The organism is Alphaproteobacteria bacterium (assembly GCA_019635875.1).
GTDB lineage: Bacteria > Pseudomonadota > Alphaproteobacteria > Reyranellales > Reyranellaceae > JAFAZJ01.
Genome location: JAHBYP010000005.1, coordinates 29,137 through 41,439, shown reverse-complemented (window position 1 = coordinate 41,439; position 12,303 = coordinate 29,137). Strand labels below are relative to the sequence as shown.

The window sequence follows — 12,303 nt, the reverse complement described above, 5'->3', positions numbered from 1 at the left end:
TTGCTCCCTCTCCCCGCAGGCGGGGAGAGGGCAGGGGTGAGGGGGAGTCTCAGGTTGCGCAGAGCGGCGATGCGCCACTTGATGCAGCCCCTCACCCCGACCCTCTCCCCGCAAGCGGGGAGAGGGAGGGTTGTCCTCACGACTCACCCCGCGCGATCACGATGTTCGCCAGGTCGACCATGCGACAGACATAGCCGATCTCGTTGTCGTACCAGGCGTAGACCTTGAGCAGCGTGCCGTCGGTCACCAGGGTGCTGGGCGCATCGACGATGGCGCTGCGCGTGTCGTTGCAGTAGTCGGCCGAGACCAGCGGGCGCGTCTCGAAGCCGAGGATGCCGGCCAGGCCATCGCGCGCGGCGGCGGCGAACAGCGCATTGATCTCGGCTTCGTCCGTCCGCCGCCTGAGCTCGAAGACGCAGTCGGTCAGGCTGGCGTTGAGCACCGGCGCGCGCACCGCGTGACCGTTGAGCTTGCCCTTCAGCTCGGGATAGATCAGCGCGATCGCCGTGGCGCTGCCGGTCGTCGTCGGCGCCAGCGAGGTCATCGCCGAGCGCGCGCGGCGCAGATCCTTGTGCGGCGCGTCGACCACGACATTGGTGTTGGTCGGATCGTGGATGGTGGTGATCTGGCCGTGCACGATGCCGATCGCCTCGTGCACCACCTTGACCACCGGCGCCAGGCAGTTGGTCGTGCACGACGCCGCCGTCAGCAGGCGGTGGCGCGCGGGCTCGTAGAGCGCGTCGTTGACGCCGACCACGACGTTGAGCGCCGCCTCGTGCTTGACCGGCGCGGCGACGATCACGCGCTTCGCGCCGCGCGCGAAATGGCCGGCCAGCGCGTCGGGCGTGAGGAACCGGCCGGTGCATTCCAGCACGATGTCGCAGCCGAGATCGCCCCACGCCACGACGCCGGGCTCGGGCTGGGCGCTGAAGCCGATGCGGCGGTTGTCGATGCGGATGGCGCGCTCGTCATCGGCGGCGATGTCGGCGTGCCAGCGGCCGTGCACGCTGTCGAATTCCAGCAGATGCGCGCTGGCGGCGGCGCCGCCCTTGATCTCGTTGACGTGCACGATGTCGAGCCGGTTGGCGGCGCGCGGATCGTCCGGCGGCCGGCGCACGCCGCCCAGCGCCGCGCGCAAAGCCAGCCGCCCCATGCGACCCATGCCGTTGATGCCTACGCGCATCTTCAAACCCCGTCGTCCTGAGCGCAGCGAAGGACCTTGCGATGACGCCAGCGCGCGCCCTGTTGGTGTGTGACCGCGATACCGCCGGATCCTTCGCTTTGCTCAGGATGACGGAGAAGCCGTCAGGCCGGCGCGCGGGCGGTGTCGCCCAGCTCGTCGAGCCGCTTCTTCAGCGCCATCTCGTCGAGCGAGGCGATCGGCAGGTTGATGAAGATCTCCAGCCGCCGCCTGATCATGGCGTAGAGTGCGTTGATCATCGTCGCGTGCTCGGCCGCCGAGCCGCTGAACTTCGCCGGGTCGGGCAGCGGCCAGGCCGAGGTCACCGGCCGCGTGCCCATGTCGGGGCAGTCCTGGCCCTGCAGGACGTCGCACAGCGTGATGACGAAATCCATGCGCGGCGCGTCGGGCCGCGCGAACTCCTCCCACGACTTGCAGCGCAGATGCCCGACCGGGTGGCCCAGCGTGCGCAGCCGCTCGATCACCTCCGGCATCGGCGCGTCTGCGGGCTCGGAGCCGGCCGAGTAGGCGTTGAAGCGGTCCTTGCCGAGTTGCTCGAGCAGCGCCTGGGCGATCAGTGAGCGCGCCGAGTTGCGCGTGCACAGGAACAGCACGTTGTAGGCGGCGGTCATGCGGCGATCCTCCTGGTCGTCATCGGGCAGCAGCCGCGCGAGATCGCCGCACAATTCGGGGCGACCGCCGCAGCAGGTCTCGGTGAGAAAGCCGAACAGCGCGCGCAGGCCGGCGAAGCGCACGGCGTAGATGATCTGCCGGCCCTGGCGGGTCGATTGCACCAGGCCGGCCTGCTCGAGCTGCGCGAGATGAAAGGACAGCGTCGAGGGCACTTGGCCCAGCGTCGCCGCCAGCTCGCCCGCGGCCATGCCCGAGGCGCCGCGGCTGGCCAGCAGGCGCATCAGGCCAAGCCGCGTCTCCTGCGCCAGGGCAGCGAAGCCCCGGCTGGCGTCTGTCGATTCCATTCTTCGAGAATAGTCAAAAAGTATTGCAGAACGATGACGGGGGAGGAGCGCGTCCGCGCCTTTCGCCACGGATAGTCCTGTCATCCCGAGCGCAGCGAGGGATCCGGGCCCCCTTGGATCCCTCGCTGCGCTCGGGATGACAGGTGCGCTCGATGAGCCGCGCAGGGCTTCAGCGGATGGGATTCGTATCCGGCTGTTCGCAGCGCCCCGCCTCCGCATCGCGCCGGCGGGCGACGGCGGGGCCGGATTCGTACCAGCGCTTGCTGGCGTTGACGATGCGCACGACCGACAGCATCACCGGCACCTCGATCAGCACGCCGACCACGGTGGCGAGCGCTGCGCCCGAGGTGAAGCCGAAGATGCCGATCGCCGCGGCGACGGCGAGCTCGAAGAAATTGCTGGCGCCGATCAGGGCCGAGGGCGCCGCCACGCAATGCGCCTCGCCGGTGGCGCGGTTGAGCAGGTAGGCCAGGCCGGAGTTGAAATAGACCTGGATCAGGATCGGCACGGCGAGCAAGGCGATGATCAGCGGCTGGGCGATGATCTGCTGGCCCTGGAAGCCGAACAGCAGGACCAAGGTCGTCAGCAGCGCGACCAGCGACACCGGCTGCAGCGCCGCCAGCAGCCGGCCGAGGCCGACCAGGCCGCCCCGCGCCTGCGCGAGGCCGCGGATGATCTGGGCGAGGATCACGGGCACGACGATGTAGAGGCCGACCGACAGCATCAGCGTCTGCCACGGCACGGTGATCGCCGACAGCCCGAGCAGCAGCCCGACGATCGGCGCGAAGGCGAAGACCATGATCGTGTCGTTGAGCGCGACCTGCGTCAGCGTGAAGCCCGGCTCGCCGTCGCTGAGGCTGCTCCAGACGAAGACCATGGCCGTGCACGGCGCCGCCGCCAGCAGGATCAGGCCGGCGATGTAGCTGTCGATCTGGTCGGCCGGCAGCCAGGGCGCGAAGAGGTGGCCGATGAAGAACCAGCCCAGCGCCGCCATCGAGAACGGCTTGACCGCCCAGTTGATGAACAGGGTCACGCCGATGCCGCGCCAGTGCTCGCGCACCCGCCCCAGGGCGGCGAAATCGACCCTGATCAGCATCGGGATGATCATCAGCCAGATCAGCACCGCGACCGGCAGGTTGACCTGCGCGATCTCGGCCGCGCCGACGGCCTGGAAGACCGCGGGAAACCAGTGGCCGAGCGCGACGCCGGCCACGATGCACAGCGCGACCCACAGGCTCAGGTAGCGTTCGAACAGGGACATGGAATGCCTACCTCGCCGCCGGGGTCATCGCCGCGCCGCGCGCGCCGCGGGCCGGCGCACGAGCCTGCCCGCCTCGGGCTCGCAGACCGGCACGCGCAGGCGGGGGCTGTCTCCGGCGCAGCAATTGTCGGCGAGGTACGCCATCAGGCCGTTCATGCGCGCGTAGTTCGCGGTGTAGATCAGCGAGCGCCCGTCGCGGCGGACCTGCACCAGCCCGGCGTGCCTGAGCTGGGCGAGATGGAAGGAGAGGGTGGGGGCCGACAGGTCCAGGCGCTCGACGATCTGGCTCGGCGGCAGGCCGGCGCGGCCGGCGCGCACCAGCAGCCGGAACACGGCGAGCCGGTGCTCCTGGGCGAGCGCGGCGAGGGCCGCGACGGCGTCTGGGGATTTCATGGTTAATGAATTATCGAAGTATCGAAGCATCGGCAAGCGCCGCGTGTGGGTTGGCCTTGTGCTCCCTCTCCCCGCGTGCGGAGAGAGGGTCGGGGTGAGGGGTCGATTGAGGTTGCGCACGATCGTGGTGCGCCACTCCATGCAGCCCCTCACCCCAACCCTCTCCCCGCAAGCGGGGAGAGGGAGTGATGCGGGTGCGACCAGGGAAATCCGCAGATCACAATGACTTGGATCAAGTTCGATCACATTCGCGGCTTTGCGCCACAGTGGATCGGCGGCGCGCTGACAGGCGCGGGCGCGCGCGCTAGAATGACCGGATGCTTCGGCGCCTGCTCGCCTGTCTCGTCGTGCTCGCCATCGCCCTGCCATCGGCCGCGATGGGCACGAATCTGCGCGCGGCCGTCGCCGATTGCGAATGCCCGGTCGGCAAGAGCACGTGCGACGACACGGCGAAGGCCTGCGACTGCGCCCTGGCCTGCTCCGCGCGCGTGGTGGTGGCCGAACCCGCCCTGACGGCGGATGCGGCAGCGACCCTGTCGATGCCCTTCACCGTCCTGCGTCCGGCGACGAGCACCGGCCCGCCATCCGGCGCGCCGCGCGACGCGCCGTTCCGCCCACCGCGTTCGACGATCCACCTCTGACGAGCGGCGCCGGTCGCTGAAGGCCGGCGCCTTGGGCGCCCGCGACGCCGATCCGGCACGCGGGTGCGGCCGGGCCGTGCCCGGCATCCGGGATCGATCGACATGCGCATTCGTCTGGTTCTTGTCCTCGTCGCGACGGCGCTTCTCGCCGCCGCCGCCGTGCTCTTCTTCATTCCTTCCGCCTCGCAGGTACTGCGCGCCGTCTGGCCCTCGGGGCCGGGCTGGGAGGCCGTCAGCGCCGAGGTGCCGGCCGGCAAGGCGGTGCGTCTCGAGGTGCGGCTGACCGGATTGCCGGCCCTGCCGCCGGCCGATTCCGTGCGCCTGACGTCGACCCGCCTCGACATGGCGCCGGACGGCATGGCGGCGATGACCGCGCCGCTGCGCGCGCTGCCGTCGCCGGCGCCGGGCGTCGTCGCCTTCGAGACCGACCTGTCGATGGCCGGGCGCTGGGCGCTGTCGCTGTCGGCCGAAATCGCCGGCCAGAGCCGGCCGGTGCGCGGCACGGTGATCTTCCGCGCCGCCGACGGCGCGGCGCCGGCCGAGGCCAAGGGCGGTGCGCGGCGCATCGTCTACTACCGCAACCCGATGGGTGCGCCGGACATCTCCAAGACGCCCAAGAAGGACTCGATGGGGATGGACTACATCCCGGTCTACGAGGACGAGGTGTCGGGCCCGCCGGGCACGCTGCGCATCGCGCCCGAGAAGGTGCAGCGCGCCGGCGTGCGCACCGGCATCGTCGGCCGCCGGCCGCTGACGCGCACGGTGCGCGCCTACGGCACCATCGAGCACGACGAGCGCCGCCAGGCGGTACTGACCGCCAAGTTCGACGGCTTCGTCGAGGAATTGCTGGTGCCGCTGACCGGCGCCGATGTCACGGCCGGCCAGCCCTTGGCGCGCATCTGGGTCGAGAGCCGCGAGATCCTGCAGAAGCAGTCCGACTACGCCGCCGCGCTGCGCGGCGGGCGGCCCGCCGACCTCGAGCGCGCCGCCGCCAATCTGCGCCAGTTCGACATCCCCGAGGCGGTGTTCGAGACCCTGCGCCGCACCGGCGAGCCGGTGCGCAGCCTGACGATCAACGCCTCGATGGGCGGCACGGTGCTGGAGCGCCCGGCGCTCAACGGCATGCGCTTCACCGCCGGCATGACGCTGTTCCGCATCGCCGACCTGTCGGTGGTGTGGGCGATGGCGCGGGTGGCCGAGCGCGACCTGCCGGCGATCGCCGTCGGCCAGAGCGTGCGCGTGATGCCCAGTGGTACCGTCGGCGAGCCGATCGAGGGCCGCGTCGATTTCGTCTACCACGACCTCGACGCCGCCACCCGCACCGGCCTGGTGCGCATCGAGCTGGCCAACCGCGAGCGCCGCCTGCGCATCGGCCAGTACGCCGATATCGCCATCGCCACCGGCGGCGGCAGGGCGGCGCTGGTCGTGCCCGATTCGGCGGTGATCGACAGCGGCACGCGCCGCGTCGCCTTCGTCGTGCGCGGCGAGGGCCTGTTCGAGGCGCGCGACCTGGTGCTGGGCCGGCGGGGCGACGGCTTCGTCGAGGTGCTGGTCGGCCTCGCCGAGGGCGAGCGCATCGTCGTGACGGGCAATTTCCTGATCGACGCCGAAAGCAACCTGCGCGCCGCCATCGGCGGGCTCACCGCACCGGGAGCCCCGCAATGAGCGGCGTGTTCTCCCCTACCTTCCCCCGGAGGGGGAAGGTGGCGCGCAGCGCCGGATGGGGGATGCCTCAACGAAGCCGGTGTCCGTCTTCGACATCCCCCTTCCGCCCTTCGGGCACCTTCCCCCTCCGGGGGAAGGCAGAGCCGGCGCAACTTGGCCCTGAAGGCAGGATCGTCGGCAGGAGCGCACCATGATCGCCGCGGTCATCGCCTGGTCGGCGCGCAACATCGCGCTCACCCTGCTGGGCGCGCTCATGGCGACGCTGGCCGGGCTCTACGCCGTCAGCCGCGTGCCGCTCGACGCGCTGCCCGACCTCTCCGACACCCAGGTCATCGTCTACGCCGAGTATGCCGGCCAGGCGCCGCAGGTGGTCGAGGACCAGATCACCTTCCCGCTGACCACGGCGATGCTGAGCGTGCCGCGCTCGCGCGTGGTGCGCGGCTTCTCGATGTTCGGCGTGTCGTTCGTCTACGTCATCTTCGAGGACGGCACCGACATCTACTGGGCGCGCAGCCGCGTGCTCGAATACCTTAACACCGCTGCCCAGCGCCTGCCGCGCGGCGTCACGCCCAATCTCGGGCCTGACGCCACCGGCGTCGGCTGGGTCTATCAGTACGCCCTGGTCGGCGACGAGCGCGACCTCGCCGAACTGCGCTCGCTGCAGGACTGGAGCCTGCGCTTCGCCGTCGCCAAGGCCGACGGCGTCGCCGAGGTGGCGGGCGTCGGCGGCTTCGTCCGGCAATACGCCGTGGTCGTCGATCCCAACCGGCTGCGCTTCCACGCGCTGACGCTGGACGCCGTGCGCGAGGCGGTGCGCGCCAGCAACATGGATGTCGGCGGCCGCACCATAGAGCTGGCCGAGACCGAGTTCATGATCCGCGGCCGCGGCTATCTCAAGGGCGTCGGCGATCTCGAGCGCATCGTGCTCAAGGTCGATCGCGGCACCGCCGTCCTGCTGCGCGACGTGGCGCGCGTCGAGCTGGCGCCCGACGAGCGGCGCGGCATCGCCGAGCTCAACGGCCAGGGCGAGGTGGTGAGCGGCATCGCCCTGCAGCGCCACGGCGCCAACACGCTCGACGTCATCCGCTCGGTGAAGCAGCGACTGGCGGCGATGGCCGCCAGCCTGCCCGAGGGCGCGCGCATCGTGCCGGTCTACGACCGCTCCGACCTGATCCACCGCGCCGTGCGCACGCTGCTGACGACGCTTGCCGAGGAGAGCGCCGTGGTGGCGCTGGTCTGCTTCGTCTTCCTGCTGCACGCGCGCAGCGCGCTGGTCGCCATCGTCACCCTGCCGCTGGGCATCCTGATCGCCTTCGCCGCCATGCACGTCATCGGCGTCGGCTCCAACATCATGAGCCTGGGCGGCATCGCCATCGCCATCGGCGCCATGGTCGACGCCGCCATCGTCATGGTCGAGAACGCGCACAAAAGGCTCGAACGCGCCGGGCCGGGCACCTCGCGCGTCGAGGTGATCGTCGCGGCGGCGCAGGAGGTCGGGCCGGCGCTGTTCTTCAGCCTGCTGGTGATCACCGTCTCGTTCCTGCCGATCTTCGCGCTCGAGGCGCAGGAGGGCAGGCTGTTCAAGCCGCTGGCCTGGACCAAGACCTTCGCCATGGCCGCCGCGGCGCTCCTGTCGGTGACCCTGGTGCCGGCGCTGATGGTGCTGTTCGTGCGCGGCCGCATCGTGGCGGAGGCGCGCAACCCGATCAACCGGGCGCTGATCTGGCTCTATCGCCCGGTGATCGCCGTCGTGCTGCGCGCGCGTCTGCTCACCGTGGCGCTGGCGCTGGTGATCCTCGCCAGCGCCGTGGTGCCGCTCAAGCGCATCGGCACGGAGTTCATGCCCAATCTCGACGAGGGCACGCTGCTCTACATGCCGACCACCTTGCCCGGCCTGTCGATCACCAAGGCCGCCGATCTGCTGCAGATCCAGAACCGCATCATCAAGTCGTTCCCCGAGGTCGAGTCGGTGTGGGGCAAGGCGGGACGGGCGCAGACCGCGACCGATCCGGCGCCGGTGGAGATGTTCGAGACCGTCATCAACCTCAAGCCGCGCTCGCAGTGGCGGCCGGGCCTCACGCTCGACGGGCTGATCGCCGAGATGGACGGCGCCCTGCAGTTCCCCGGCGTCAGCAACGCCTGGACCATGCCGATCAAGGCGCGCATCGACATGCTGGCGACCGGCATCCGCACGCCGGTCGGCGTCAAGATCTTCGGCCGCGAGCTGAACGAGCTGGAGAAGGTGGCGCGCGAGATCGAGGCCGCCCTGCGCGAGGTGCCGGGCACCAGCAGCGCCTACGCCGAGCGGGTCAACAGCGGCTACTTCGTCGAGATCACGCCCGACCGCGAGCGCCTGGCGCGCTACGGGCTGTCGGTCGAGGCAGTGCAGCGCACCATCGCCAGCGCCATCGGCGCCGAGCCGGTGACGACCACGGTCGAGGGCCGCGAGCGCTACGCCGTCGTGCTGCGCTACCCGCGCGACCTGCGCGCCGATCCCGAGGCGATGGCCGCGCAGGTCATGGTCTCGCTGGCCAACGGCGCGGCGGTGCCGCTGGGCGAGGTGGCCAGGGTCGAGCGCACGCAGGGGCCGACGACGATCCGCACCGAGGATGGCCAGCTCGTGGTCTATCTCTACGTCGACATCCGCGACCGCGACCTCGGCGGCTATGTGCGCGAGGCGCAGCGCGTCGTCGCCGACAAGGTGAGCCTGCCGCGCGGCGTGCATCTGCGCTGGAGCGGGCAGTTCGAGTATCTCGAGCGCGCCGCCCAGCGGCTGACGCTGGTCGTGCCGGCGACCCTGCTGGTGATCTTCCTGCTGCTCTACCTCAACTTCCGCCGCATGTCGGACACGCTGATCGTCATGCTGTCGCTGCCGTTCTCGCTGGTCGGCGGCCTGTGGCTGATGGACTACATGGGCTTCAACCTCAGCGTCGCCGCCGCCGTCGGCTTCATCGCGCTCGCCGGCGTCGCCGCCGAGACCGGCGTGGTGATGCTGATCTACCTCGACCACGCGCTGAAGGACGCGCGCGCGCAATGCGTGGCGGAAGCCCGCGCCTTCACCCGCGTCGATCTGCGCGCGGCGATCATGGAGGGCGCGGTCGAGCGCGTGCGGCCCAAGATGATGACCGTGGCGGCGATCATGGGCGGGCTGGTGCCGGTGCTGTGGAGCACCGGCGTCGGCTCCGAGGTCATGCAGCGCATCGCCGTGCCGATGATCGGCGGCATGGTGTCATCGACGGCGCTGACGCTCGTCGTGATCCCCGTCCTGTTCGCCATGATCCACGGGCGCGCATTGCGGGCGTGAGCGGAACGATCAGGTGCGACCGCCACGCCGGCCTGCCGCCTCGATCCTCGGGGCGCTCGCCTGAGTCCGATCGCGCCGCTTGATGCAGCTCAATGCAATGGCGATGCCGGTGTGCAAGCTGGCGGGCGATCACAAGGGAGATCGCCATGCGCGTCCTGATCGCTCCGGCAATCGCCGGCCTGCTCGCCTTCGTGCCGCTCGCCGCGCAGGCGCAGGCACCCAAGCCCGATGCCCATCACCCGCCGTCGGCCGCAGGCGCGCCGTCAACGGGCGGCGGCACGATGGGCGGCGGCATGATGCATCGCGGCGCGATGATGCCGGACGGCATGATGGGCGGCATGATGGTGCGCCACGTCGAGGGCCGGCTTGCCTTCCTCAAGGCCGAGCTGAAGGTCACGCCGGCGCAGGACGCGCCGTGGAGCAAGTGCGCCGACGCGGTGCGCGCCGCGACCACGGCCGCGCGAACGGCGTTGAAGCCCATGATGCAGCCGGGCGGGTCGCCGCCGCGCACGGCGGTCGAGCAGATGTCGCGGCACGAAAGCCTGCTGTCGGTCCGGCTCGAGTCGGTTCGCCGCGTCAAGGCCGCGTTCGAGCCGCTCTACGCCGCGCTCGACGAGGAGCAGAGGAAACTGGCCGATTCGCTTGTCGGCGAGGTCATCGGCACGCGGTGAGCGCAGCGGTCGCTCGGGGCGTCGCGGAGCTACGGCGCCTTGCGCATCTTGGTGACCGTGATCCGGCCGTTGACGCGTTCGGCCTCGAAGACCACGCGGTCGCCGGGCTTCACGGTCTTGAGCATCGCCGGGTCGGCGACGACGAACACCATGGTCATCGAATCCATGTCGAGGTTCTTGATCGGCCCGTGCTTGAGCGTGATCTTGCTCTGCGCGGCGTCGACCTTGGTGACCTCGCCGTTGGCCGGCACGGCCTGGGCCAGCGCGACGGACGACAGCAGCGCGAGCGCGACGGCGAGAATGGGCATGCGCATGATGGACCTCACTTGACGATGATGGTGCCGGTCATGCCGGCTTCGCGGTGACCGGGGATCAGGCACGAGAAATCGAACGTGCCCGCCTTGGTGAAGCGCCAGACGATGGCGCCGGTGGCCTTCGGCTTCAGGCGCTTGGCGTTCGGATCGTCGTGCTCCATGTCGGGGTTCTTCTTCATCTCCTCCATGTGCTTGAGGTTCTCCTCCAGGGTCGCCAGCACGAACTCGTGGTCGAGCTCGCCGTTGTTGCGCAGCTGGAAGCGGATCTGCTCGCCGCGGCGGATCTCGATGCGGTCGGGCACGAACAGCATCTTGCCGTCGGACTCGCGCATGGTGATCTGCACGATGCGCGCCGGCTTTTTCGGATCGCCGGGCATGCCGTAGGGCGTCTCCTCGCCGCCGTGCTTGTGGCCGGGATCGGCGAGCGCGCCGCCGGCGAGGCCGGCGCAGAGCGCCAGGGTTGCAAGCGTACTACCGGTGTTCAAGAAGGGCTCCTTCAGTGCTTGTGGCCATTGGGTTTCACCGCACGCAAGGGAGTCGGCGCGGTCGGTGTCGGCGTCGGGGCGCGCGGCGCGTCGGCGGCGGGGCCGGTCCATTCGTAGGCGACCGTGCCGGGCGGATGCTTGTAGTGGCCGGGATCGGCGTAATCGTCGGCCGCCAGCCCGTCGCGCACCTTGACCACCGAGAACATGCCGCCCATCTCGACCGGCCCGAACTGGGCGAAGCCGGTCATCATCGGCAGCGTGTTGTCGGGCAGCGGCATCTCCATCTCGCCCATGTCGGCCATGCCGGCCATGCCCATCGCCATGTAGTCGGGCACCAGGCGCTTCATCTTTCGCGCGAACTCGCGCTTGTCGACGCCGATATAGGTCTTCACGTCGTGGCCCATCGCGTTCATCGTGTGGTGCGATTTGTGGCAGTGGATCGCCCAGTCGCCCGGCTCGTCGGCGACGAACTCGTAGGCGCGCATGGCGCCCACCGGGATGTCGATGGTGACCTCGGGCCAGCGCGCCTCGGGCCGCACCCAGCCGCCGTCGGTGCAGGTGACCTCGAAATCGTAGCCGTGCATGTGGATCGGGTGATTGGTCATGGTCAGGTTGCCGACCCGCACGCGCACGCGATCGCCCTTGCGCACCACCAGCGGGTCGATGCCGGGAAAGACACGGCTGTTGAACGCCCACAGATTGAAGTCGAGCATGGTGTTGACCTGCGGCACGTAGCCGCCGGGCCTGATGTCGAAGGCGTTGAGCAGGAAGACGAAGTCGCGGTCGACGCGATGCAGGGCCGGATCCTTCGGGTGCACGACGAAGAAGCCCATCATGCCCATCGCCATCTGCACCATCTCGTCGGCGTGCGGGTGGTACATGAAGGTGCCGCTCTTCTTCAGCTGGAACTCGTAGACGAAGGTCTTGCCCGGCCTGATATGCGGCTGGGTCAGCCCGCCGACGCCGTCCATGCCGCAGGGCAGCAGCTGGCCGTGCCAGTGGATGGTGGTGTGCTCGGGCAGCTTGTTGGTGACGAAGATGCGCACCTTGTCGCCCTCGACCGCCTCGATGGTCGGGCCCGGGCTCTGGCCGTTGTAGCCCCACAGATGCGCCGACATGCCGGGCGCGATCTCGCGCACCACCGGCTCGGCGACGAGATGGAACTCCTTCCAGCCGTCCTTCATGCGCCACGGCAGGGTCCAGCCGTTGAGCGTCACCACCGGCTGGTAGTCGGGGCCGCTGGTCGGCCTCAGCGGCGGGCGCATCCTGGCATCGCCCACGGTCGGCGCTTCGGGGATGGCCTGCGCGGCCACGCGGCCGCTCACCGCGCCGGCGCCGATCAGCGCCAGGCCGGACGCGGCCATGATATCGCGACGGGATAGGGTCATGGGTTGGTCTCCTGGTGTTGTTGT

Annotated in this window: 11 protein-coding genes; 4 read left to right on the top strand and 7 right to left on the bottom strand. The window is 70.2% G+C overall.

What is annotated here, in order from left to right:
• Positions 1–136 precede the first annotated feature (136 nt).
• The 4 genes from KF889_18110 to KF889_18095 form a co-directional block, all read right to left on the bottom strand.
• Positions 137–1,183, bottom strand: a complete 1,047-nt coding sequence (locus tag KF889_18110) for an ArsJ-associated glyceraldehyde-3-phosphate dehydrogenase (GenBank protein MBX3501357.1) — start codon at positions 1,181–1,183, stop codon at positions 137–139.
• A gap of 122 nt (positions 1,184–1,305) precedes the next feature.
• Positions 1,306–2,157 (bottom strand): metalloregulator ArsR/SmtB family transcription factor, encoded by an 852-nt coding sequence (locus tag KF889_18105; GenBank protein ID MBX3501356.1) that lies wholly within the window; start codon positions 2,155–2,157, stop codon positions 1,306–1,308.
• A gap of 169 nt (positions 2,158–2,326) precedes the next feature.
• Positions 2,327–3,418 carry an ACR3 family arsenite efflux transporter gene (gene arsB / locus KF889_18100; protein ID MBX3501355.1) on the bottom strand — a complete coding sequence of 364 codons (1,092 nt, stop codon included), beginning with the start codon at positions 3,416–3,418 and terminating at the stop codon, positions 2,327–2,329.
• Between the two features lie 24 nt (positions 3,419–3,442).
• A complete protein-coding gene (locus tag KF889_18095; GenBank protein ID MBX3501354.1) occupies positions 3,443–3,811 on the bottom strand; it encodes a winged helix-turn-helix transcriptional regulator in 369 nt (122 codons plus the stop codon).
• A gap of 317 nt (positions 3,812–4,128) precedes the next feature.
• Here KF889_18095 and KF889_18090 point away from each other — a divergent pair, with 317 nt between their 5' ends.
• The 4 genes from KF889_18090 to KF889_18075 all read left to right on the top strand — a co-directional run bounded on the left by KF889_18090 (position 4,129) and on the right by KF889_18075 (position 10,092).
• Positions 4,129–4,452, top strand: a complete 324-nt coding sequence (locus KF889_18090; GenBank protein MBX3501353.1) for a hypothetical protein — start codon at positions 4,129–4,131, stop codon at positions 4,450–4,452.
• Positions 4,453–4,554: 102 nt separating this feature from the next.
• Entirely contained in the window at positions 4,555–6,117 is a 1,563-nt protein-coding gene (locus KF889_18085; GenBank protein MBX3501352.1) for an efflux RND transporter periplasmic adaptor subunit, read from the top strand.
• Positions 6,118–6,307: 190 nt separating this feature from the next.
• Positions 6,308–9,421 (top strand): efflux RND transporter permease subunit, encoded by a 3,114-nt coding sequence (locus tag KF889_18080; GenBank protein MBX3501351.1) that lies wholly within the window; start codon positions 6,308–6,310, stop codon positions 9,419–9,421.
• 146 nt (positions 9,422–9,567) lie between these two features.
• Positions 9,568–10,092, top strand: coding sequence for a Spy/CpxP family protein refolding chaperone (locus KF889_18075; GenBank protein MBX3501350.1), 525 nt, complete (start codon positions 9,568–9,570; stop codon positions 10,090–10,092).
• Positions 10,093–10,121: 29 nt separating this feature from the next.
• Here the strand turns inward: KF889_18075 and KF889_18070 are convergent, their stop codons facing one another.
• From KF889_18070 to KF889_18060, 3 genes are read right to left on the bottom strand one after another with little or no spacing between them, the layout of a single operon-like run.
• Positions 10,122–10,406: a copper-binding protein gene (locus KF889_18070; protein MBX3501349.1), complete on the bottom strand. Its 285-nt coding sequence runs from the start codon at positions 10,404–10,406 to the stop codon at positions 10,122–10,124.
• Between the two features lie 8 nt (positions 10,407–10,414).
• Positions 10,415–11,002: a cupredoxin family protein gene (locus tag KF889_18065; protein MBX3501348.1), complete on the bottom strand. Its 588-nt coding sequence runs from the start codon at positions 11,000–11,002 to the stop codon at positions 10,415–10,417.
• A complete protein-coding gene (locus tag KF889_18060) occupies positions 10,903–12,279 on the bottom strand; it encodes a copper oxidase (protein ID MBX3501347.1) in 1,377 nt (458 codons plus the stop codon). The genes KF889_18065 and KF889_18060 overlap by 100 nt, the downstream gene beginning before the upstream one ends.
• Between the last annotated feature and the right edge of the window lie 24 nt (positions 12,280–12,303).